General features: G+C 71.3%; 13 protein-coding genes. 9 read left to right on the top strand and 4 right to left on the bottom strand.

The window, feature by feature from the left end:
• Positions 1-183: 183 nt before the first annotated feature.
• The 3 genes from ACIGFK_RS15740 to ACIGFK_RS15730 all read right to left on the bottom strand — a co-directional run bounded on the left by ACIGFK_RS15740 (position 184) and on the right by ACIGFK_RS15730 (position 7,868).
• Entirely contained in the window at positions 184-5,046 is a 4,863-nt protein-coding gene (locus ACIGFK_RS15740) for a DNA repair ATPase (protein WP_400052159.1), read from the bottom strand.
• Between the two features lie 97 nt (positions 5,047-5,143).
• Positions 5,144-7,204 (bottom strand): SPFH domain-containing protein, encoded by a 2,061-nt coding sequence (locus tag ACIGFK_RS15735; RefSeq protein ID WP_376654918.1) that lies wholly within the window; start codon positions 7,202-7,204, stop codon positions 5,144-5,146.
• 61 nt (positions 7,205-7,265) lie between these two features.
• A complete protein-coding gene (locus tag ACIGFK_RS15730; RefSeq protein ID WP_386462730.1) occupies positions 7,266-7,868 on the bottom strand; it encodes a hypothetical protein in 603 nt (200 codons plus the stop codon).
• Between the two features lie 270 nt (positions 7,869-8,138).
• Here ACIGFK_RS15730 and ACIGFK_RS15725 point away from each other — a divergent pair, with 270 nt between their 5' ends.
• The 4 genes from ACIGFK_RS15725 (at position 8,139) to ACIGFK_RS15710 (ending at position 12,407) form a co-directional block, all read left to right on the top strand.
• A complete protein-coding gene (locus tag ACIGFK_RS15725) occupies positions 8,139-9,200 on the top strand; it encodes a PucR family transcriptional regulator (RefSeq protein ID WP_376654920.1) in 1,062 nt (353 codons plus the stop codon).
• 184 nt (positions 9,201-9,384) lie between these two features.
• On the top strand, positions 9,385-10,632 hold the full coding sequence (locus ACIGFK_RS15720; protein ID WP_376654921.1) for a cation:proton antiporter: 1,248 nt from the start codon (positions 9,385-9,387) through the stop codon (positions 10,630-10,632).
• Positions 10,619-11,089 (top strand): CBS domain-containing protein, encoded by a 471-nt coding sequence (locus ACIGFK_RS15715; protein ID WP_386462724.1) that lies wholly within the window; start codon positions 10,619-10,621, stop codon positions 11,087-11,089. Before ACIGFK_RS15720 ends, ACIGFK_RS15715 begins: the two co-directional genes overlap by 14 nt.
• 19 nt (positions 11,090-11,108) lie before the next feature.
• On the top strand, positions 11,109-12,407 hold the full coding sequence (locus ACIGFK_RS15710; protein ID WP_400052156.1) for an SLC13 family permease: 1,299 nt from the start codon (positions 11,109-11,111) through the stop codon (positions 12,405-12,407).
• 519 nt (positions 12,408-12,926) lie between these two features.
• Here ACIGFK_RS15710 and ACIGFK_RS15705 read toward each other — a convergent pair.
• Positions 12,927-13,937, bottom strand: coding sequence for a helix-turn-helix transcriptional regulator (locus ACIGFK_RS15705; RefSeq protein WP_386462718.1), 1,011 nt, complete (start codon positions 13,935-13,937; stop codon positions 12,927-12,929).
• Positions 13,938-14,030: 93 nt separating this feature from the next.
• On the opposite strand from ACIGFK_RS15705, the gene ACIGFK_RS15700 reads away from it, so the two are divergent.
• From ACIGFK_RS15700 to ACIGFK_RS15680, 5 genes are all read left to right on the top strand, one after another.
• Positions 14,031-14,429 (top strand): VOC family protein, encoded by a 399-nt coding sequence (locus ACIGFK_RS15700; RefSeq protein WP_376654925.1) that lies wholly within the window; start codon positions 14,031-14,033, stop codon positions 14,427-14,429.
• Between the two features lie 57 nt (positions 14,430-14,486).
• The gene (locus ACIGFK_RS15695; RefSeq protein WP_386462715.1) at positions 14,487-14,699 is read left to right on the top strand and encodes a hypothetical protein; all 213 of its coding nucleotides are present in this window, start codon (positions 14,487-14,489) and stop codon (positions 14,697-14,699) included.
• 249 nt (positions 14,700-14,948) lie between these two features.
• Positions 14,949-18,233 carry a DUF6603 domain-containing protein gene (locus tag ACIGFK_RS15690; RefSeq protein WP_400052153.1) on the top strand — a complete coding sequence of 1,095 codons (3,285 nt, stop codon included), beginning with the start codon at positions 14,949-14,951 and terminating at the stop codon, positions 18,231-18,233.
• Positions 18,230-20,488 carry a hypothetical protein gene (locus ACIGFK_RS15685; RefSeq protein WP_400052152.1) on the top strand — a complete coding sequence of 753 codons (2,259 nt, stop codon included), beginning with the start codon at positions 18,230-18,232 and terminating at the stop codon, positions 20,486-20,488. The genes ACIGFK_RS15690 and ACIGFK_RS15685 overlap by 4 nt, the downstream gene beginning before the upstream one ends.
• Positions 20,485-24,108, top strand: coding sequence for a hypothetical protein (locus ACIGFK_RS15680; protein WP_400052151.1), 3,624 nt, complete (start codon positions 20,485-20,487; stop codon positions 24,106-24,108). Before ACIGFK_RS15685 ends, ACIGFK_RS15680 begins: the two co-directional genes overlap by 4 nt.
• The last annotated feature ends 22 nt before the right edge of the window (positions 24,109-24,130 follow it).

Below are 24,130 nucleotides of genomic sequence, written 5' to 3'. Positions count from 1 at the left end.
GTGCGGCCTTCACGGTCGGCCCCCAGCCCGGCACGACCACCGGTCACGGACCGGTCCGCTGCCGGGCCTGCAGATCGCGCTGACCGAACCCGTCGCCCTGCTCTTTCCGGCCGCAGCCGGTCATCACGGAAGACAACCTGGTGGCCGACCGGGCGGCCGGTGCACTCCGGCGCCCGATGCGTCTCACTCCTCGCGGGCCGCGTGCCTGCCGTTCGGGCGAACGGGCAGGGGGCCGGGGTCCGTGGCGCGGGTGATGGCGCTCTCCACGGCGGCCACCCGGTCGGCGAGCAGGCCGAGGGCGGCCACCGCCCGGCTCAGGGGGTCGTCTCCGGAGCCGCCGAGGGCCTGGGCACGGACGTACGAGGCGGTGATCTCGGCCCAGCGGCTCTTCTGGACGTCGGTGAGGGTGCCGCGGAGGGAGGCGAGCTTGAGGAGGTTGGCCTCGGTTCCGGTGGTGAGGGTCTGGGCCTCCGACGTGTAGTGGTCGTCGACCAGCGCGGCCAGTTCGGCTTCGTTCATCGCCGGGGAGATGCGAGCCGCGATCTTGTTCATGTTCCGGTAGGAGCCCTGGAGCCGGAAGGGCGGCTCGGTACGGCTCTCGTCGGTCCGGGCCGCGGAGGCCATGTAGGAGTCGTTGACCGCGAGGACGGTCTGCCGGACGGTGAGCAGGTGGCGCAGGACGGTGAGGATCCGGTCCAGTTCGGCCGTGGCGTACGGGTGGGTGAGACGGTCGCGGCGAGCAGTGGGGTCGCCGGCGGCGAGGCGTACGAGCAGCTCCAGGTCGGCGCGGTCCCGTGCGGCGAGCGGGGCGAGGACCGGGTTGGAGGTGAGTGCGTTCTCGACGAAGCTGAGGGCGAAGGCGTCCTCCTTGCCGGTCAGTACGTCGCCCAGGTTCCAGACGTCGGCGCGGTTCGCGAGCATGTCGGGGATGCGGAAGCGTTGCCCCGATTCGGTGTACGGGTTGCCTGCCATGCAGACGGCGAACCGCTTTCCGCGCAGGTCGCGCCCGTCCAGGGTGCGGGTGGCGTCGCACAGCGGGACGAACTTCTGGAGCAGCTCCGGCGAGGTGTGCTGGATGTCGTCGAGGCAGAGCAGGACGTTGTTGCCGGCTGCGAGTGCGAAGCCGATCTTCTCGAGTTCGCGGCGGGCGGCGGCATCCGGGGCCTCGGCCGGGTCGAGGGAGGTGGTGCGGTGCCCGAGGGCCGGTCCGTCCACCTTGACCAGGAGCAACCCCAGGCGCTCGGCGACGTATTCCAGGAGTGTGGTCTTGCCGTAGCCGGGCGGGGAGAGGAGCAGGAGCAAGCCGCTGCTGTCGGTTCGCTCGGCATCCCCGGCCACACCCAGCTGCTTGGCGAGGTTGTCACCGATGAGCGGAAGGTAGACCTCGTCGACGAGCCGGTTGCGGACGAAGGAGGACATGGCCCGGGGCCGGTACGCGTCGACGCGCAGTTGTGCGCGCATCGACACGAGGAGGGCGCCGCGGCGCTGCTGGTACGTGCGGAAGCCCGGGACGGCCCCGGCCGCGAAGTCGGCGGTGCGGGAGAGGAATTCGTCCAGCCGTAGGTTCAGGGAGCGACCGGTGATCCGCGGATGGGTGCCGAGCAGCCCGGTGACGGTCGCCGTGGTTGCGCCGGTGGCGTCGTAGCGCTCCAGGGAGGAGCACAGTTCGACGGCGGCGGCCTCGGCGATGTCGCCCGCGTCGACGTCCTCGCCGCAGGCCGCCGCGTAGGAGGTGAGCCAGCCCTCGACGAGGTGCCGGCGTACGGCCAGGTCGGGGAGAACGGCCAGGTCCTGGTCGTACGGGGATGCTCCTACGCTGCGGTGGAACTTCTCCAGAAGGGTACGGGCCGGGGCGGACACCGCGAATCCGGCGGGACCGGAGACCAATTCCTCGAAGAGGTACTCGGCGGCGCGGCCGTCGTCTACCACCCCTTCGGTGAACCGCCCGACCTCGCAAGCGAGTTCGGCCAGCAGTCCGTCGATGGCGGGGGCGAGCCCGAAGGTCTCGCGGGCCGTCGCCAGGGACACCGCCCGACGGGCGAACGTGTCACGGAAGCCCTCCGTCGTGCCGTGTGCCCAGAACAGGGTGGCCGCCGCACGCTCGCGGGGTGGGTAGCGCAGCATTCCGGCGCTCTCGCGGAGCCGCAGCAGCACGCCCAGGATCGCGGTGGCGTCGTGGTCGTGGACTCCCCGCGCGTAGCCTTCGTCGTACGCGGCTCCGGCGGCCTGCCGTACGAGCGCGGGCAGGTCGGCGGCGCCGAGTGCATCGGCGCCGTACTGGGCCAGCAGCCGTGCGGCCAGGTACTCGGCCCGGTACACCTGCGGGGACTCGGACGGCAACTGCCGGTCCCAGTACGGCCGGGTGGCGGCGAACTCCGGGTCGGTGACCGGGCGGCGGTAGTCGGTGCCCGTCAGGGCGAAGGCCAGGCCGTCCTGGTGCGGTACGAGGGTCAGCTCGGGCGCCTGGCGGGTGACGGCGAAGCGGTGGCGGCCCAGGCGGATCGTGTCGCCGCCGTCCGCGAACAGCTCGCCCCGGTCGCGCAGGGCCCGTCCGGCCTCCTGGCGGGCGGCCGACAGGCGGCCTTCCAGTTCCTCCGCCCGGACCGGATCGCCGAGCTGCCGCAGCTCGTCGGCGGTGCGGCGGACCTTGGTCGCCATCGGGTCGGAGGCGAAGTAGGTGTTGATGGCGTCCCGGCTCTCCAGCCCCGATGCCCGGCGTGTGACCGTCTCCAGGACCCGGCGCGCGGAGTCGGCCAGGGCTTCGGCGCGCCGGGCGCGGGCATCCCGGAGGGTCTGCCGGCGCGAGGAGAACGCGTCGTGGACCTCGGTCCGCTTCTCGCCGATCTCGGCGAGGAATCCGTCATGTTCGGCGAAACGCGCCTCCATGTTCTCCAGTTGGAGCAGCAGCCGGGCGAGCTGGGCCTCGCAGTCCTCGGGCGTGGCGGCTGCGGCCAGGGCACCTGTGACGGCCTGGCCCAGGAGCGCGAACTCGGCCGCGAACTCGGCCCGGCCTTCGCGGTCGAGGAGTTCTCGGCGCCGGGCGGCGAGCGTGGCGCGGGCCCGGTTCACGGACCCGAGGACCTCGGCGGTCCGCTCCAGGATGGTGGTGCGTACGGTCGCGTCACCGATGTCCAGGCCTGCGACGATCTCGGCGAGGGTCTGGAGACCGAAGGTCCGCTCATCCAGCCGCTTCTCGATGGGGGCGGTCTCGGCGACGGTGGTGATGGCCCCGGCGTCGGTGGTGAGCTGTTCGGCCTCGGCGTGGTAGGCGGTGAAGGCGTCCTCGCGGTGCAGGAAGGCGACGGCGCGCCGGGCCGCGGCGGCGATGTCGCCCCCTACGTTCGCGGCCAGTGCCTGGATCCCGTCGGTGTCCGCGTACCGCATCTCCTTGAGAGTGATCAAATGCCCCTGTGCCCGGCGCAGTTCGGTGATGCGGTCGATCCACTCCTCTGCGGTGGCCGGAGCCTCGCCGCGGATACGACGGATCATCCGGGCGATCGACTGGGCGGATTCGGCGAGGGCTTCGGCAGCCTGCCGGGTGAGGTCTTGGACACTCTCGAATTCGTCCAACACCTGCGCGGCGGTGGACCGGACCTCGTCCAGGGGGCCGTGCAGATCACCGGTCTCGGCGTCGCCGAGCCAGGGGAACCGGTCGGCGGCCCGGACGCAGGCGGCGAGGAGCGTCTCGTACACCGCCCCGGAGGGCGCGGCTCCGGTCTCTCTGGCCTGCCGGGCGATGGACAGGCAGTCGGCGATGCCCCTGACCAGGTCGGCGTTGCCGATGCGGGCGAGCGGGCCGCTTCCCGAGGAGGAGACATGGGTGTCGGAGGTGTAGGGGGTGCGCCAGATCTGCACGGGGTGCGTACGGGCGGGCTCGGCGGCCTCGGTGCGCAGGACGACCAGGGTGCCGTCGTCGAACAGGGCGTGGCCGTGGCAGGAGATCGGGGCGGCGACCTCCTTGCGGATCAGGTTGTAGGAGAGCAGCAGGCGGCGCCCGTCGGTGCGGGCGTGGAAGGTGAAGAGGACGTCCTCTCCGTTGGGAGAGCGCACGGCCCTCTCGAATGCCAGGTCCGTCGTGTCCGTGCCGATGGAGTCGAAGGTTTTGAGCGTGCCCGAGGCGAGGCAGTAGCCGCCGGGGAAGACGATGCCCTCGTCGTCCGGGAGCCGCCGGCAGGACTGTCCGATGGCATCGAGGCGGACGACGGTGTTCGTGACGGTGTTGAAGACCAGGTGCCGCCTGGTCTCCTCCTTGTAGGGGCGGATCCGGAGCAGGATCAGCGCGCCCACGCCGGCATGGGCGATCTCGGCGTCGGCGAGGGACTGGAGGGGCTCGTCGACCGGCTCGCGGTGGATGCCCTCGCCGGTCTCGGTGTCGTTGTCGGTCTTGACGGTGAGTGCGCCGCCGGCCGTGGAGACGAAGAGCCGTCCGTCGATGGAGGTGTGGGGGTGGCGGCCCAGGACGTGGTCGTCCCGGGTGGTCTCTCGCCACTCGACGTCGTGAGCGGGCGGGAAGACGTGGTCGCGCTCGCCCCGGGCGTCCAGGAACCGCGCCTCGCCGGCCGGGGTGAGGGACCAGCGCAGGACGCGGATGTCCTCGGCCTGCTCTCCGGTCTGGAAGACGGCCAGCAGCCTGCCGTCGACGCGGCGGAGCCGGAGCAGCCGCGCGCCCTGGTAGTAGCGGTGCAGCGCCCCGAACTCCCTGATGAAGCCGGGGTCGTCGAGGAGGCCCGGCACTGCGCCGTCCGGGAGCGGGTTCAGGTCGCGGTCGTACAGGGCGAGCACGTCCCCGACGCACAACTCGCGCCCCCGGCCGGTCGCGCCGCTGTAACCGAAGAGCACGACGTCCCCGACGGCGACGATGTCGCGGGGTACACGGCTGTGCTCGGTGCGGATGCGCTCGGAGCCCGAGAGCGTGAGCCCGGCTCCGCCGAACTCTGCGACCCGGGCGGTGTTGAGGGCCTCCGCGCGCCGCGCCAGCTCGCCGGCCTGCGCCGCCAGCCGGTCGCGCAGCACCTCGTACGTCCCCGCGTCCAAGCCCGTCGTCATCTGCTCCAGCTCCCTCGTGCACGAGATGGTGTGCGGTTGCGGAGCCGCCATCCCTTCCTCGGCGGCTCCGCAACCGTTGACCGCACCCCCGTGGCGGTCAGTTCGTGGCAGCGCCGTTGAGGACGGCGCCCTTGGGCCCGGCGAGTTCGCTCAGTGGAAGGTCGGCCAGGCCGAGCCGGCGGGCCTTGGCCATCAGCTCGTCCAGCTGTCCCGATCCGGCCGGCATGAGTTTCATCAGCAGGGCCGAGACGGTCAGGTTCTGCACGTCGGACGTGGACACCGAGCCCAGGACCTTCGTGAGGTCCTCCGTGAAGGCGCCGGAGCCGTCCATCCAGGGCCCGGCCAGGGTCCGGGCGGTCTGCGAGTTGTCCATGAACCCGTCCACGGCACGGCCCATCGACATCGCCCCGACGATCCGGTCGAAGAACGCCGACTCGCCACCGATGATGCTGATGTCGGCGCTTTCCAGGCCCGTTGCCAGCACAGTGGCCTGCGCCTCGGCGACCTGCCGCCGCATGTCCAGAGCGGCGAGCCGGATCTCCTTCTCCGCCTCCAGCCGCAGGCGGAACTCCTCGTGCCCGCGCGAGGCCTCGTCCAGCGCGGCCATCGCGGCGGCCTTCTCGGTGAGCCCCGCTGCCTCGGCCCTCAGCTTCTCGCCGATCATCGCCGCCTCGGCGCTCGCCCGGGCCTTCGTGCCCTCGGCCTGCGCCCGCAGCCGCGCCTCGGTGGCTCCGGCTTCCGCCCGTCCGGTCTTCTCGATGGCGTCGGCCTCCTTCTCCCGTACCTGCACCGCGGCCAGCCCGGGCGCCGCGGTCTCGGCCTGGATGCCCTCGGCGAGCCTCAGCTTGGCGCGGGCGTCGAGGTCGGCGGCCTTGACCCGGGCCTCGGCGAGGGTGACCTCCTCGGCCGCCCGGTGGACGGCGGCCTGTTCGGCGGCTTCCGCGGCCTTGATGTCCTTGACGAGCCGCTCCTGCGCCTCCGCCTCGGCGGCGATGACGACCGCCTGCCGGCTGCGCTCGGCCTCCTCGACGGTGCGGAGCCGCTTGATCGACTCCTCCTGTTCGGCGACCGTACGGTCCACCGCGACCCGTTCGCGGATGACCTCGGCGATGTCGCGGCGCTCGGCCTCGACCTCCTTCTCGGCGGAGATCCGGGTCAGCGCGGTCTCCCTCTCCCGGGCGATCACCTCCAGCTGGCGGTCCTTCTCGATCCGCTCGCTCTCGATGGCGATGACCCGCTCCCGGTTCTTCTCCGCCACCGCGACCTCGCGGGCCTGGTTCTCGCGCTGGATGCCGAGCTGTTCCTCCGTCTTGAGGAAGGCGCTCTGCGCGCGCAGCCGCTCCTCCTCCTGCACGCGCGCCGTCTCGGCCTCCTCCTTGGCCCGCACGGTCTCGATCTCCCGGCGCTGCTTGATCTCGGCGTCGGCCTGCCGGCGCTCCAGTTCCAGGATGGCCTCGCGGGCGTCGACGTTCTGGCGGGTGATCTCCTTCTCCTCCGTGCGCTGGAACTCGTTGGTGCGCACGTGCTCGATGGCCGTCAGCTCGGTGATCTTCCGGATGCCCTGCGCGTCCAGGATGTTCGCCGCGTCCAGCTGGCTCAGCGGGGTCTGCTCCAGGTAGTCGATCGCCGCGTCCTCCAGGCTGTAGCCGTTCAGATCGGTGCCGATGACCTGGATGATCCGGTCCCGGAACTCGTCGCGCTTGGTGTACAGGTCGGCGAAGTCGAGCTGCTTGCCGACGGTTTTCAGCGCCTCGGAGAACTTGGCGTTGAACAGCTCCTGGAGCGTGGCCTTGTCGCTGGCCCGCTGGGTGCCGATCGCCTGGGCGACCTTGATCACGTCCTCGACGGTCTTGTTGACGCGGACGAAGAACGAGATCCGGATGTCGGCGCGGATGTTGTCCTGGCAGATCAGGCCGTCACGGCCGGTCCGGCTGATGTCGATGGTCTTCACCGAGATGTCCATGATCTCGGCCTTGTGCAGGACGGGCAGCACGACCTGCCCGGTGAAGGTCACATCGACCTTCCGCATCTTCGAGACGATCAACGCTTTGCCCTGCTCGACCTTGCGGAAGAGCCGGCTGACGATGAAGAGCAACGCGACCGCGATGAGCAGGACAACGGCGATGAGCACGCCGATGCCCAAAGTGATGGCATCCATGGTGAATTCCTTGCGATGAAGGTGCACTGACGTGCGGAAAGAGGGCGCAGCGGGCCGATGTTCAGCCGGCGGCGCGGGGATCGAGCGCCGCGTCGAACGGTGCGACCCAGAAGAACTCGCCGCTCTCGTCGTATGCGTAGAGCAGGCCGGAACTGCCGTGGGTGAGCGGATCGGAGCCGGTCTGGCGGACCTGCACGAGGGCCGTCGAGCCGTCGGCGGCGGCCACCTCGGCCTGCCCGAAGCGGGCGTCCACCCGGCCGGTGCGGATCACAGCGATCTGTCCGATGAAGTCCTGTCGCGAAGGCGGCGGATCATCGGGCTCGAACACACGGCGTAGCGGACGTCCTAGCAGACCCGTGGCCGCACGGGCGGCGAGCAGCGCGAGAGCGAGCAGGACGAGGGCGGAGCCACCGCCGAGTCCCAGGCGGTCGGACAGCACGGTTCCGGCGAGGCTGGTGAACCAGGCGACGGCGATCAGCACCGAGGCGGAGACGGTGAGCGGGACGCCCAGCGTCCCGAGAGCGGAGGACCCGGCGTCGGACTCCCACGCGTCGTGCTCGACGAAGCCGCACAGGACGATCAGCCAGTACACGACGACCACGGCCAGCGCGACGGTGAACATCCCGGCGGGGAATCCCAGGGCGGCATCGACGAACTCGCCCACTGGTGCCCCCCCTTCGTCCTCGGCCGCCTGTCGGGCCGGGGTGCCGGGTGGGTCACGGCGCCGGGCGCGTTTCCGCTTCCCGGCACCGGGACCATCCCCCGTGTCCCCCCGCACCCATCCTGGCAAGAGGGCACGCCTGTTCGCATTGCCGGAAGGCGGCAATCTTTATGGGCTCTTGATGCCGGGTAACGGCTGACGGCACCCGTCTGCCACCCTTGACGCCCGTGCGTCAAGAAGACGCCATCAGCACATCAAGATTCAGGAGAACACGTGGCAGGCCGGGACATACCCGAGGAGTATCTCGACGGCTACGACCGGATCCTGGCCGAAGTCTGTGCCACCGGGCGCCGGCTCACCCGTGAGGAACTGCAGTCGAGCCGTGCCGTCGGCGAGCGGGCCGCAGAGGCGGGATTCGGACTGCGCGCCCTGGTCCGCGCCCATCTGGCCACGACCCGAACCGCCTGCCCCGACCTGCCACGCACCTCCTTCGACCGCCTGCTGTCCGCCGTCGAGCAGGTCATCGACGCCCTCGCCGAAGGGTACGAGCGGGCGCAGCTCCTCGCCGTACGCCAGGAGGAGGCAGCACGCCGTGAGTTCATCGACGACCTCCTCCACGGGCGCAGCGACCCGGGACACCTCGCGGAGCGCGCCGAACGGTTCGGACTGCTGCTGTCCCACGCCCACACGGTCGCGGTGGCCGAGGGACCACGGGCCTACGACGACACTCACCCGGCAGTACAAAGTGTGGAGCGGGCGCTCGTCGGCCGCTTCGGGAACCGCCGGATCCTGCTCACCACCAAGGACGGGCGGCTGATCTGCGTCGCGCCGGCGGAACAGGACGACGTCCTCATGTACTTCGCCGAACAGGCGCACGCGGCGACCCAGGGCGGAAGGGTGGCCATCGGCCGCCCCCAGCCGGGCGCCGGCGGTGTCGTCCACTCCTACGAGGAGGCGCTGAACGCACTCGACCTGGCCGAGCGGATGAACCTCGGCGATCCCGTCCTGCGCGCGGCCGACCTGCTGGTCTTCCCCGTCCTCACCCGGGACCGGCAGGCCATGGCCGACCTCGTCCTCAGCACCCTGGGACCGCTCCGTCAGGCCCGGGGCGGCGCGCAGCCGATGCTGGAGACGCTGATCGCGTACTTCGACTCCGGCTGCAACGCGGCGGAGGCAGCGCGCAGGCTGAGCCTGAGCGTGCGGGCCTTCACCTACCGCCTGGAGCGCATCCACCAGCTCACCGGGGCGAGCCCCACCGAACCGGTGCACCGATACACCCTCCAGACCGCCGTCATCGGCGCCCGGCTGCTGGACTGGCCCGACAAACAGCTGTGACGCCCCCAGCGGCCGTGCTCCGGGGGGTCCCGTTGCCGGGTACCGGCAGGGAAGGGACGCCGATTCCGTGCATCAACGTCCTGTCAATGGCGTGTCAAGAACGTATAAGGTCGGTTGCGGTGTGCCGGGAAGCCTGGTCGGCGAACAAGGGACAAGTCTCTTTTCCCACCAGGGGGCGTTCGCCATGGTTCTCGTCGTGGTTTTCGGTGTGGCACTGCTGGTCGCGGTGCTGCTGTCCGGGCTGGCTGCCCGCACGGTTCTCTCGACCTCGTTCCTCTTCCTCGTCGGTGGCGCGCTCGTCAGTGACGGGTTCCTCGGTCTGATCCACATCACTCCGGACAGCCACATCGTCGCCGTCACGGCCGACCTCGCGCTGTTCGCGGTGCTGTTCACCGACGGTATGCACGTCTCTTTCCCCGCCCTGCGCCGCGCCTGGCAGAACCCGGCGCGCGCTCTGGGGCTGGGGATGCCGCTGGCGTTCGTGTTCATGGCGCTGGTCACCCACTACCTGGTGGGGCTGGACTGGACGACCTCCTTCCTCGTCGGTGCCGTCCTCGCGCCCACCGACCCGGTGTTCGCCTCGGCGATCGTCGGCCGGAAGGAGGTGCCGGCCCGGCTGCGGCAGCTGCTGAACGTGGAGAGCGGTATCAACGACGGCCTCGCCCTGCCCGTCGTCCTGCTCCTGATCGCGGCCGCCGGCCCGGCCAAGGGCTCGGCCGAGGCATCGGCGTCGAAGATCGCGCTGGAGCTGGCTCTTGGCCTCGCCTTCGGTGTCGTACTGCCGTTGCTGGTCAGCGGCCTCGTGCGGTTCCGGCTGCTGGGCGCCGAGCCCAAGCTCCAGCCGCTGCTGCCGCTGGCGACCGGCGTGATCCTCTACGCGGCCTGCCACCTCACCCACGCCAACCCCTATCTCGCCGCGTTCTCGGCGGGCGCGGTGCTGGCCTCCGTATCGCCCGCGTCCAAGCAGGCGTTCGAGCCGCTCGGGGAGGCTCTCGCCGAGCTGGCGAAGTTCGCGGCCCTGCTCGTCTTCGGCGCGCTGCTCACACCGCAGCTGTTCGGTGACCTGTCGCTCGGCGGCTACGCGGCCGTGGTGCTGGCGATCGTCCTGATCCGGCCGGCGTCGCTGCTGCTGTCGCTCATCGGAACGCACTTCGACCGCCGGGAGAAGCTGGCCGCGGCCTGGTTCGGGCCGAAGGGCTTCGCCTCGGTGGTGTACGGGCTGCTGGTGCTCCAGTCGGGGATCCCGCAGGCCGAACAGGCGTACACGCTGATCGCGGTGTGCATCGGGTTCTCGATCATCGCGCACAGCAGTACGGATGTTCCGGTGGCCCGTATGTTCCATGTCAATGACCTGGTCGGCATCCCGGACGCGGACCAGGCTGGGCACCACACCACTCCCGAGGCGAACGGAACCGTTCATGCGCGCACGTGACCTGGCCATCCAGTACGAGACGGTCACCACCGACACCGAGGCCCTCGCGGCGGCCCGGCTGATGGCCGAACACCGTCTGCCCGGCCTGCTGGTCCTGGACGGTGGCGGCGTCCCGGCGGCTATCCTGCCCGCCTCCCAGATGATCAAGATGCTGGTGCCCGAGTACGTCCTGGAGGACCCCACCCTCGCGGCGGTCATCGACGAGAAGCACGCCGACCGGCTTTGCGCGGCCCTGCGCGGACGGACCGTCGGTGACTGCCTCCCCAGCAAGGCGACCCCGCCCCCGATCGCGAGCCCGGACGACACCGCGCTGGAGGTCGCGGCCCTCATGGCTGGGCGGCGAAGCCCCCTGGTGGCGGTCGTCGAACAGAACCCTGGCGGCACCCGCCTGCTCGGGGTGATCACCGCCGCCCATCTCCTGGACCGGCTTCTCGACGTCACCCCGCCGACACCCTGACCCCTTTGACTGGAGACTCGTGAGCGACTGGCACAGCTGGGCGGCGATCGCCGTCTTCATCGGCACCTACGCCCTGATCATCAGTGAGCGGATCCACCGGGTCGCCGCCGCCCTGGGCGGCGCCGGCCTGATGCTGCTGATCGGGGCGACCGACGACATCTCGGCGTTCTACTCCGAGGACTCCGGCATCGACTGGAACGTCATCTTCCTGCTCCTGGGCATGATGATGATCGTCGGCGTGCTGAAGAAGACCGGCATGTTCGAGTACCTGGCCATCTGGTCGGTCAAGAAGGCCAGGGCCCGGCCGTTCCGGGTCATGGTCATGCTCATCGTCATCACCTCGATCGCATCGGCGCTCCTCGACAACGTGACCACCGTGCTGCTCGTCGCCCCGGTGACCCTGCTGGTCTGCGAACGCCTGAACCTGCCCGCGGCCCCGTTCCTGATCGCGGAGGTGCTGGCCTCCAATATCGGCGGCGCCTCCACCTTGGTCGGGGACCCGCCGAACATCATCATCGCCAGCCGGGCGGGGCTGACCTTCAACGACTTCCTCGTCCACCTCGCGCCGCTGTGCGTCGTGCTGGTGGCCGTACTCGTCGGCCTGTGCCGGTGGATGTTCCGCAAGTCCTTCGTCTACGACGAGGACCGCGCCGCCGAGATCATGGCCCTGGAGGAGAAGGAGGCCATCAAGAACCCGCGCCTGCTCGTCCAGGGCCTGGCCGTCCTGGCTCTGGTCGTCGCCGGGTTCGTCCTGCATCCGGTCCTGCACTACGAGCCGAGCATCGTCGCCCTCCTCGGGGCGGGCCTCCTCGTCGCGATCTCGACGGTGGAGACCAATGAGGTCCTGGCCGAGGTCGAGTGGCCCACCCTCGCCTTCTTCGCCGGCCTGTTCATCATGATCGGCGGCCTCATCGACACCGGTGTCGTCAAAGAGGTCTCCCATGCGCTCGCGAGCGCGATCGGCGGCCAGGAGCTCGGCGGCTCGATGCTGATGCTCGGCGCCTCCACCGTGCTCTCCGGCGTCGTCGACAACATCCCCTACGTGGCGACCATGGCCCCGATCACCAGCGACCTCGTCCAGTCCATGGGCGGTGACAGCGACCACGTCATGTGGTGGGCCCTCGCCCTGGGAGCCGACCTAGGGGGCAACGCCACCGCGATCGGCGCCTCCGCCAACGTCGTCGTCCTCGGCATCGCGGAACGCAACCGCCGGCCCATCACCTTCTGGCAGTTCACCAAGTACGGCCTGATCGTCACCGCCGTCACCACCGCGATCGCGGCCCTCTACATCTGGCTCCGCTACTTCTCCCTCGCGTAAACCACCTGACGGAAGGAACCAACCATGCGGTTACGACGACGAGCCGGTCTTCACACGCAGCCGGTGGGGAACCAACCGCTACCACTACGACCCCAGCCCCTGACGTCAGTGGGTCATGCCGGACCCCGGCAGCACAGGCAAGGACGGGGCCGCTGCCGGACGCCCCGGCCATGCAGAGCACGGTCAGCGGTGGCGGGCGGACACCAGCACCGCGGAGGCGGCAGCCAGTACCAGGGCCCCGAGGGCGAGCAGAGGCACTCCACAGCAGCCTCGGTTCGGCCGAAGGCCCGCTCGTCACGCTGCGCGCGGCCATCAGCAGCTGAGCCCAGTCTTGAACAGCTGGACCAGGTTGGCGCCGTCGAGTAGTTCCAAGCGTCCGTGGTCGTTCGCGAATGCCGCCCCTGGCGGAGGCGAGCCCCGCCGGTCGGGGACCGGGACGGCAGGCCGTCGGGCGATCGACCGGAAGAAGTCGGCCACACGGCACATGTGATCAGTGCGCGTGGCGCTTCGGGCAGCTCGTCATGACATCGGTTCCTCGCGGTCAGGCTCGGCGGCGTACGACGTGAGGCGATCGGCGAGCGCGATGACGAGGTCGCGGAGTTCACCGGGGCGCTCGATGACGAACGGCCGGTCGAGTGAGGCGAGTACCGGGGGCAACCAGTCGAGCCGCTCCGCCCGCAGTTCGACGCGCAACCAGCGCTCGGTCTCGCGGTCCTCGCCGGCCGCGGACTCGTGCTCCTCCAGGCTCGCGACGCTTGCCGGAAGGTGGGCGCGGATCTGCTCGGCTGTCCCGTGGATCCGCAAGGTCACCTCATGCCGGTATCCGGCCGTGGCGAACCCTGACACCACGCGCTGTGCCGGACCGGGACCCACTGGCGCTTCGAACGAGCCGGGCAGGGTCCGCGCGTCTGCGATGCGATCGAGCCGGAAGGTCCGGTCCTCGCCGATCCGGGCGTCCTTGCCCGTGACGTACCACCGGCCCGCATGGGTGACGATCCCGTACGCGTGCAGCGTGCGTTCACTGCGCCGTCCGTCACGGTCGGCGTACCGGATCGAGACCGGCCGGTGGTGGCGCACCGCATCGGCGATCGTGAGCAGGACCCCGGCGTCCGGGCTGTCGAACTCGCCGGGCTGATCCGTGAAGGCGAGAGCTTCCAGGAGGGTGTCGAGCCGACGGGCGATGCGCTTGGGCAGCACCCGCCGGATCTTCGCCGACGCCGTCTCGCTCGCCGTGCGCTCCGTCGTCGTCAATCCTGCTCGGCGGCCCGCGACCAGGCCGAGGAGCACGGCCAGCGCCTCGTCGTCGCTGAGCATGAGCGGAGGCAAGGCGGACCCAGGAGCCAGCCGGTACCCGCCGTAGCGGCCGCGCACCGATTCCACGGGCACGTCGAGGTCGATCAGCTGGTCCACGTACCGGCGCACGGTGCGCCCTTCGACGCCGAGCCGGTCGGCGAGTTCGGCCACCGTCCGGGTGCCGCCCGACTGCAGCAGCTCCAGGAGTGTCAGCACGCGGCCGGTCGGTCGAGGCATGGTGGCAGCCTAACGCGAATACAGGACCGATTCTGTCCTCTATTTCTCCTAGCCTGCGACGAGCACGCCTCCAGTACAGCCAAGGAGATTCCCATGGACTTCGTCTCGATCCGCATCATCACCAGCGACGTCGCACGCCTCGTCGACTTCTACGAGCGAGCCACCGGCGCGCGGGCGACGTGGGCCACCGAGGACTTCGCCGAACTCCGGACCGCGGGCGCCACCCTCGCGATCGCCGGCACCCGCACCGTCCCGCTGTTCGCCCCGGGCTCTGCCCGGCCGGCGGACAACCACAGCGTGATCACCGAGTTCCTCGTCGACGACGTGGACCGCGTTCACCAGAACCTGGCCGGCTTCGTCACCGACTTCGTCAACGAGCCCACCACGATGCCCTGGGGCAACCGGTCGTTGCTGTTCCGCGACCCCGACGGCAACCTCGTCAATTTCTTCACCCCCGTCACCCCGGCGGCCATCGCAAAGTTCGCACGCTGACGCCGAAGGGGCCGTTGGGAACCCTCCGGTTGTTCCTGACACCAGGCGCTCACGGTCATGTCCACGCGCGGCATTCCCTGGACCTACCAGGGCATCCCGCGCAACATCCTGCGTGAGCCGAACGGCAACCCCGGAGCGGTCACCCGCACGGACTCCAACGCCGCCCGCTACGGCTCGATCGACCACGTCAACGGCCCGTACCGACCCCAAGTCAGGTCTTATCGGATGCCGCAGCGCAATTCGGCCAGATGGCCCGACGGGCGCGCATGACACGGGGAGCGGGGCGCCCCGCCCCACGGGCCCGCTCCCGGACAGCGTGATCCCGGAAAGGCTCGAACAAGACGGAACATCTCGGGCATTGCGGAAAAAGGGGGTGGAAGAATCGATCCATCCTGTGAACTTCCGGCCAAGGTGACCCGATATCGATCAATCCGCCACCAAACGGGCGTTCGTCACTCTGAGTGGCCCTAATGTCACCCTCACCAGCCGGTGACGATGTGTCCACATGCAGGGGTACCCATGGCACTGACAGTCGATGAACTGCGCGCTCTCTTCCCCACCGGGGCGTCGGGCGGCTTCGAGCTCGACACCGGAAGGCTCGGGTGGAGCGACGAGTCGACCACCTTCGAGCATCTGCCCGAGCGGCAACTGGTCCTGACCGGGGCCACCGCGGACCAGTCCGCGCTCACCGTCACCGGCAGGGTGACCCTGGCCGGGGAGGAGATGCCGGCCACGGCACGGTTCATCGCCGCCGGAGGTACGGTCACAGGCCTGGTCTTCGAGGCCACCCCCGCCACATGGCTGCTCCAGACCGCGGTGGCGCGCGTCGACCTCACCGAACTGTCCGCGCGCGGGCGCGGCCTGCGCATCCTCCTGGCCGCGGGCCCGGACGGCGCGCAGGCCGGACAGTGCCCCTACCCGGGCCCCTGGGCGGCGTTCCATCTCGGCAGCGCCGTCGAGCAGTCCGTGGAGTTCCGCGCGGAGCTCCGCAAGGACTCCATCGGCGCGGCCGGGGCGGTCGAGAGCCAGCGTCCGCTGGTGGCTCCGCTCCTGGAGGCACTCGGCGAGCACGGCGTGGAGCTGCCCGGCCCGCTCGTCGACTGGCTGGAGGAAGTCCGGCTGCACCGCCACCCCATGGGCAAGACCGACAACATGATGGTCACCGCCGTAGCCCCGATCGACCGGGGAACCGGCCCGGAGCCCGTCGAGGTACTGCTGCTGCGCACCACCGTGCTCGGGCACCAGAACGAGGAGGGGAAACCGAAGGCCAGCACGGTCGCCCTGCTGCGCGCCCGTACCGACTGGAGCTCATCGGGACTGCCTCTGGTCGGTCCCATGATCGGGCCCGGACTGGTGTCCCTGCCGGCCCTCCAGATCATCTACGTCTCCGTCGAGCTCTCCGCCGAGGACGCCCGGAAGATCAACCAGGTCATCACCGAGTACAACCTCGGCCCGGTCCAGCAACTCCCTGCCCCCAACGAGGCGGCAGGGGTGCCCCTGACCAAGGGCGTCAACGCCTCCGTGTACCTCTCGGTCATGGGCGCGCCGGCTCCCGCCGTGGTCATCAGCGTCCCGCCCAAGGACAAGCCGGCGGACGAGTCCGAGCAGCGCAAGTGGAAGCTCCAGCACACCTTCGAGCTGGACAAGACCCTCGGGCCGGTCCACATCCAGCGCATCGTCCTCACCTACGACTTCAAGAAGGGCCTGCTGGTCTCGTTCGAAGGCACCGCCACCGTCGGCCCGCTGGTCTGGGACGTCGCCGGGCTCGGCTTCTACGTCGGGATGAGCGGGGGCTTCCCGCTCCTGCCGTTCCTCCACGGTATGACCGTCGAGGCCACCGCCGCGAGCGGCCTGATCGCCCTCAGCGGTGGCCTGCACAACCGTCAACCCGACGACCCCTCACTCGACTTCGAGCTCGCCGGACTGGTCCTGGTCCGGGCGATGGCGGTGGAGATCGGCGCCCAGGCCGTCTGGGCAAGGAGCACCGAGGGCTGGCACTCCGTATTCCTCTACGGCGAGGCCTCCCTGGCCGGCGGAGCCGCGCTGTTCGGTCCGCCGCCGTTCACCGTCACCGGGTTCTCCGCCGGATTCGGCGTCAACAGCTCCTTCAAGAAGGTCCCCACGGGCACCGAAATCGCCGAATTCCCCCTGGTGGCACGGCTGGACGCGGCGCAGGCGCTGCCCGGCATGCCGGCGCCCGAACCGTACACGCCGGAGGACGCGCTCAAGGCACTGACGGGGCCCACGGGCTGGATCCGCCCCGACCAGGGGAACCACTGGATCGCCGCCGGGGTGAAGTTCACCAGCTTCGGCTTCATCGACAGCAAGGCCCTCGCGGTGATCGAGTTCGGCGACTCGGTCAAGGTGATGCTGCTGGGCCGCACCTCGGTGACCCTGCCCCGCACGGCCAACCCCGCCGCCCGCGTCATCGCGAAGGTCAACATCGGGCTGAGCCTGGCCTACGCCTCGGACGAGCACCGGCTCTCGATGGACGTGGCCCTCCTGCCCGGCAGCTACGTGCTCGACCCGTCCATCATGCTGACCGGCGGCATCGCCGTGTACGCGTGGACGGGCGGCTCCAGGGCCGGGGACTTCGTCGTCAGCCTCGGCGGCTACCACCCCGACTTCAACGTCCCCGTCCACTATCCGCGCCCCCAGCGGCTCGGATTCGTCTGGTCCCCGGCGAGCGACATCACCGTGCGCGCCGAGGCGTATGCGGCCGTCACCCCCGCGGCCCTCATGTTCGGCGGCCGGCTGGCTGCCGTCTACGACAGGGGGATCTTCTCGGCCTGGTTCACGGCCCACCTCGACGTGCTGGTCCAGTGGAAGCCCTTCCACATGGACGTCTCCCTCGGGATCAGCATCGGCGTGGCCGCCACCGTCAAGGTGGCGTTCTTCAGGGTGCGCATCTCGGTCGAGGTCGGCGTGGGCCTGCACCTGTGGCTGCCGCCTTTCGGCGGCCGGGCCACCGTCAAACTCTGGTTCATCTCGTTCAGCTTCGGATTCGGGTCTACCCGGGACCAGGCCCCGAGCGTGGACTGGCCCGAGTTCCGCACGCAGATCCCCGCACCCGTCAAGATCACCCCGCACGAAGGGCTGCTCGCGGATGTCGACGAGGCGGAGGCGGTCTTCCGGGCGGCCGCGAAGGCCCCGGTGCTCGTCTCGTGTTCCGGGTTCAGCTTCAGCACCGAGGCCGGGATCCCCGCCTCCCACATCTACGTCAACGGCGTCCTGTGGAAGGAGTCGGAGCACGGCCTGATCGACATCCGCCCCATGGACCGGACCGGTGTCCGCTCCGAACACCACGTCACCCTCACCAAGGACGAAGAGCCCTTCCACCCGACCGGCCACTGGTGGGAACTCGCCGAGATCACGGCCGCCGTCGCCCCCGGCCTGTGGGGCGAGCCGCTGGCCAAGCCCGGTGACGCCCTCAAGGGCGACCGGCTGCTCGAAGGCCGGTTCACCGGCCTTCGGATCACCCTGCCCAAGCCCGACCCCGGCACCGACACCGGACCGGTCACCTCCGAAGCCCTGGCGTACGAAGGCCTCCCGGACGGGGACATGCCGCTGCGGGACGCGGACCCCGCCGGACCGCAGCCCACCGCCGACCCGGACAGCATCGCCCTCATCGAACGCACCGTCGCGGACCAGGATGCCGCCGAACGACGCAGCAGAGTGCTGGAGGCCCTGGCCCGTTTCGGCGCGGGAACCGGCGCGGACACGGACAGCCCGCTCACCGGCTACGCCGGGCTGGCCGGACGCAGTCTCACCAGCCCGCCCCTGACCACCACTGCGACGAGGTGACCACCACCGTGCCCACCGTGCCCAGCGAGCCCACGCTCCGCGTCAATTTCATCGACCACCTCATCCCCCGGGCCACCCCGGGCCGATACCGGGTGAAGGTGCACCACACGCTCACCGACGCGGGCGGGGAGCTCGACACCCCGGAACGGCTGCCCACCACCGAGGAGACCTTCGAGATCCGGGCCGCCCGGTTCGTCCTCGCCCGGCCGACCGTGCACGCGCTGTACCCGCCGCCCGGAAGCCGGTCCTCGTACGGCCGGACCCTGGCGCACATCACCTTCAACCGGCCCACGCTGCCGTGGGAGCGCAACCAGGCGGGCACCCGCAGCGGGCCTGAGGCCCGTCCGCCGTGGGTGGCCCTGCTGGTCTTCGGCGCCGACGAGCTGCCCGACGACCCCGGAGCGGCCGGCGCGACCGTCCTGCGCACCGTGGCCGAGCTCCGCCGCCCGGCCGAACCGGGCGTCATCGGCCCGGACCTGCCCGACGGCAGCGTGTCCGACTCCGAGGCCGCGGGCCAGTGCTCCACGATCGACGTGCCGGCCGAGCTCTTCACGGCCGTCGCTCCGCACGACGACGAGATGTACTACCTCGCCCACGTCCGCAAGGTCGCGGCGGCGAGTGCGGCCCGCGCGGACGGCGAGGTGATCGCCCCCGGCGAGTACGCGGTCGTCACCGCCAACCGGTTCCCCCGTACGCCCGGGGACTACGTCGCCCACCTCGTCTCCTTCGAGGGCTTCGAGGGCCGCCTGTCGGGCACCCTGCCGCCCGGCACCACGGCCGTCCGCCTCGCCTCCCTCCACCATTGGACGTTCACCAGCAGCGACGGCCCCGCGTCCGACCCCGGGGCCCTGCTCCAGCACCTCGTCGGGCCGGACGATCCGGCCGACCCCGACCCCGAGCGACTGGCCCTGCGCCTCCCCGCCGCCCCTCCGAGCGGTTCGGACCCCGCCGCGCGCACCGCGTACGAGCGACTTCGGCTCGGGTACGTCGCCGTGCCGCACCGCCTGCTGTCCGGTGAGCTGACGTACGGCTGGTACCGCGGCCCGGGCACCCCCGTCACGGCCCACGACCTGTCCGCCGACCGGCCCGAAGGCCCGCACACCACTTCCGACCACGCCCTGATCTACGACCCGGAGCACGGTCTCTTCGACGTCAGCCACGCCGCCGCCTGGACCCTGGGCAGGACCATCGGCCTGGCCGACCCCGACTACACCACCGCGGTCACCCGGGCCCGCCGCGAACTCGCCAACCAGGCCTCGGCTCTGATGTGCGGTGCGCGGGCCCTGCCGGACGGCCGCCAGGACGGCCCGCCCGCACTGGGCCCGCTGCGCGAGCTGGCCGCCGCCGACTTCCGCCGCACCCTCGTGGACGGCCTGGCCGGCGCGCAACTCCCGGACGGGGGAGGCCGCCGGGCCGCCGCCGCCCCTCGTACCAGGAGCGGGATGCGGGCGCTGCTGGGTCACGCGGGCAGTGCTGCGGTGCTGCGAGAGACCGCGGACCGCAATGCCGAGACCATCGCCGCCTGGCAGGCCCGCCTCGGCCTGCTCCAGGGAGTCCCGTTCAACCACCTGGTCCCCGACCCGCGCATGCTGCCGCCCGAATCCCTGCGCATGTTCCGCATCGACCCGGGCTGGATCGACGCCCTCGTCGCGGGCGCCGCGGACGTGGCGGTCCACACCTCCCTCGACGCGCAGCTCGCCCCGGAGCTCGCCCGGGCCGCCCGCCGGCGGTTCCCCGCCGCCACGGCGGCGGCCGGGATGCTCATCCACTCCGCTCTGATCCCCGCCTGGCCGGACATCGTGATCACCGCCAGTCTCGGCGAACGGACGCTGACCGAGCTGCGCCGGGCCCGGCCCGGCCCCCGGATCATGATGGTGCTCTGGGACGGCGTGCCCGACAAGGTCGTCCTGCGCGAACCGGGCCAGGGCATCCACTACGGGATCGACGCGGGAGACCGCATCAGCCTGCGTGACCTGACCCCGGGCCCCGGTCTCGGCACGCCGCTGGAGACCTTCTATCCGGCCGACGGCGAGGGCACGGTCACCGGACTCCACCTCCGCCCCGGCCCGGAGGACGGCCCGGCCGTGCTCCGGCTGTTCGGCGAGGGCGGACTCGTCGCGCCGCTCGCCCGGACGCTCGGGGTCGGCGACGACCTCGACCCGGGGCAGCTCGCCATCGAGCTCGTCAACGCGCCACTGCAGCAGGAGATCACCAGCCCCGCCGCCGACCACGCCCGGACGGAGACCCTCCGATGACCACCACCGACCTCGTCGTCCCTGTCCAGGTGAACGCCCTCGTCGTCAACCGGCTCACCCGCACGGCGGAGACCTTCAACCGTTGGACGCCGAACTTCACCGCCATGACCGACGAAGGCGCCGGCGCCGAACCACCGCCCGGCGTCGGCACCGAGACGATGGGGCCGGAGAGCGAGGGCGTCTACGTCCACTGGCAGCTGCCCGAGGTCCTGACCGACGGGTACGTCGATCAGGACACCGGTGAGACCACGTTCCCGTTGGTCCCCGACCGCTGGCTGGTGGTCCGCTACGCCACGGCTCCCGGGGCGGCGGAGCCCTCCGTCGCGGGCTGGATCGTGCACAGCGACTACCTGGAGAGCCGCCCGGTCGAGGACGCCGACGGCAACCCGGTGTACGGCACCAACCCCCACCCGGACCCCGAATCCCGGCCCGGCGAGCCGCTGCGCCTGACCTTCCTGGGCCGACGCCACGACCTCGCAGACGGGCCGTGGAGCGAACCGCCCGCCCAGCCTCCGCACCTGACCGCGGTCGGGCCGGGCCTCCCCGGTTTCGCGGCCTACCAGCCGTACAACAAGGACGTGTTCTCGCTCCACGACACCCTCCAGGACCTGAGAGGCGAACTCGACAACTACCCGCCCGACGCCACGCTCAGCTACCTCGTCGTCGGCTGGTACGGGAGCGACGCCGAGTTCCTCCGTGCCGCAGCGGACATTCCCGGGCTGCTGCCCCCGGAGGCCGACGGGATCGCGGACCTGCTCGACGCGCTCGGCTGGGCCGCCCCCGAGGGCACGGAAGCCGACCTGAGCCGGACCTTCTACCACGGCACCGCGCTCGGCCTGTGCTGGGAACGCGAGGGCGCGACCCCGCCCTCCGACAAGCCGGACAACATCGAGCTGAGCGAGATGCTGACCCTCGGCAGCAGCACCGCCGAGGCCCTCGGGCGACTGGCGGCCCGCCAGAGCCGCTCCGCGCGCACCGGCGACCTCGTCCGCTCGCTCTTCCACGGCACCCTGGAAACGCTCGACGCCGCCGACGGGGAGGAGGACCTCGACGCGATCACCCACCACTCCTGGTTCTCCGGTTCGAGCGGCGGCCACCTCTGGCGAATCTCCGCCAGGCCCGTCGACGGCGACGCGCAGGCTCCGCCGCCGCCCGCCGAGCCGGGCTGGCTGGCCGATCTCAACCGCATCCAGCAGCAGTACGACGACCTCGCCCCCACCCTGCTCCGGGCCAGGGAACGGCTCTGGAACATCTGGTGGCTGCGCCACAAGCCCCTCCCGCCCTTCACTCCCGGGCGCCCCGACGGCTTCGACGCCCGGGCCGACGCGGAACTCGACCCCGACGGGGCCGGCAGCCTGGCCGCCCGCGTCGACGAACTCCTGGGGAAGCGGGAAGCCCTCATCGGCGAACTGCCCACCGGCAGCACGCCGGAGGAGCTCCAGGCCGCCGCCGACGCGTACGCCGCCGCCCTCGGGCTGGCTCCCGAGTACGTGCTCGAACGCACGGCCCGCGAGTCCTACTACCGGCCGGCCGACCCGGTGGTCCTGATCAGGAACACCGGCGCCACCCAGCCGCTCACCCGCGACACCCCGCTGCCCTGCCGCGTCCCGGGCGCACTGCTCACCCGCATCAAGGCCGACGGGCAGTGGATCGACCGGCCCACCGCGCCGCCCACGCCCGACCTCACCCACCTTCCGGCGGCCTGTACCGCGCTCCTGGCCGAGTTCGCCCTCCTCGACCAGGTCGCCCGCTCCGGGCACCTGCCCGACGCCCTGGCCGATCCGGACGCCACCGCCGGCCCCGTCCCCGAGTACACCGGAGTGTGGCGCCAGCCCTGGCTGCCGATGCACATGGAGTTCGAGCTCCGCTACTGCCCCACCCCGTACCGGAGCGGAGAGGACACCCACTGGACGTTCAACGGGCACCGCTACGAATGGTCCGGCAGCGGCGCCCAGCCCGGTGGTGGCGAGGGCGACCTGCGCTGGCTCACCTTCAAGAACCGGGCCTTCCTCACCCCGACCGCCCCGTACGTCCTCGCCCACCAGATCGACCGGTACCTGGACACCTACTCCGACGCCCCCGCCGAGGGCCTCCTCGCACTGAAGGAGGAACTCGGCGACCCCGCCCTGCTCTCCCAGCGGCTCGACGGCTTCCACGACTGGCTGCTCCAGCAGGACGGCGCGGCCCGCACGACCGTGCACGTCCCCGCCGAAGCCGCGCGCCTCGTCGGCGACGTCCAGCGGGTACCCGACCCGGGCCCGGTCGAACCCCCCACCGGACACCCCGGCGGCGCCTACCAGCCCGTACGGGCCGGCCAGTTCTTCTTCCAGGACCTGCGCATCGTCGACCGCTTCGGCCGCAGCTTCGACATCGTCAACAACCGCAACATGGAATCGGTCAGCCTCACCCTCGCGGACAGCGTCACGCCCGACGCCGTGCTCGACGACGACCTGATCGGCCGGGCCAGGTTCGTCCAGCTCGGCCCCCGGCTGCTCCAGGGAGCCCGGCTGCGCCTGGAGACCGTGCGCGCGACCGACGGCGCCGCCCTGTCCCCCATGGCCCGGGCCGGCACGCCGGAGAACCCGCTGGCCGGCTGGGTCCTGCTCAACCACCTCGACCAGACCCTGATCGTGCACGCGCCCGGCGGACAGGCCCTGGGCGAGCTGCGCATCGTACGGAACTCGGCCGGCGAGGACGACACCGTCTGGCTGCCACTGCCCGGCTCCCCACACCCCGACCCGGAGACGGACTCCTTCGCCGCCGCCCTCCCCCACCTGGCCGGCTTCCTGCTGCCCCTGCTGGCCAAGCCGGCCTCCGCGTTCGCCGCACTGCTCGAGACCATCGACACCGCGCTGGACACCATCACGGACCCGGCCGCCCAGGACGACGGCTCCCCGCTGCGCCTGCTGGGGCGCCCACTCGCCCTCGTCCGCGCCGACCTCGGCATCGAGCTGGAGGGCCCGCTGGTCGGCAGCCCGAGCTGGGACTCCGTACTGGAGGACACGGCCGAGGAGTACGACACGTACAGCTGGGCCGTCCGGCTGGGCAGCGAACGCCTCCTCGGCGACGGGCTCGTCGGCTACTTCAGCGGCGCGACCGGACCCGACCAGGACACCTCGTACGAGGTCTTCCACGCGATCCTGCCGCAGGGCGGGGACGGCTACGTCGAACCCATCGGCGAGGGCCACGGCCTGGCCCTGCCCGCCCGCACTCCCGACGAGCCGGTGACCCACCACCTCACGCTGATGATGGACCCGTACGCGCCCGTGCACGCAACCACGGACATCCTCCCGGTGACCCGGGTCGGACTCCCCGACGACCTCGTGTCCGACGCGCTGCGGCGCATCCGCGCGACCTTCCGGCTGGGCCCGCTGCTCGCCCCCGAACGCACCGACGGTGCCGAACTCTTCGACGGCTCCGAGGAGCCCCCGGCCCACGGGGTGGTCCTTCCCCGCCCCGCCTCCTGGCACGGCGCCTGGTCCTGGGCCGAACCCCGGGGAGCGGAAACGGAGTGGGCCGAGCTGCCCGTCCTGCCGGCCGACGCATCGGCCCACCCGGGCGATCCGGGGCCCCAGGCGCGGTACGGATACCTCGTGCTCGACGCCACCGAAACCTCCTGAACCGCCCGTCCGGAAAGGCGAC

The sequence above is a fragment of the Streptomyces sp. NPDC085524 genome, from assembly GCF_044541755.1.
GTDB lineage: Bacteria > Actinomycetota > Actinomycetes > Streptomycetales > Streptomycetaceae > Streptomyces.
This window is presented reverse-complemented; position numbering and strand designations above follow the sequence as displayed.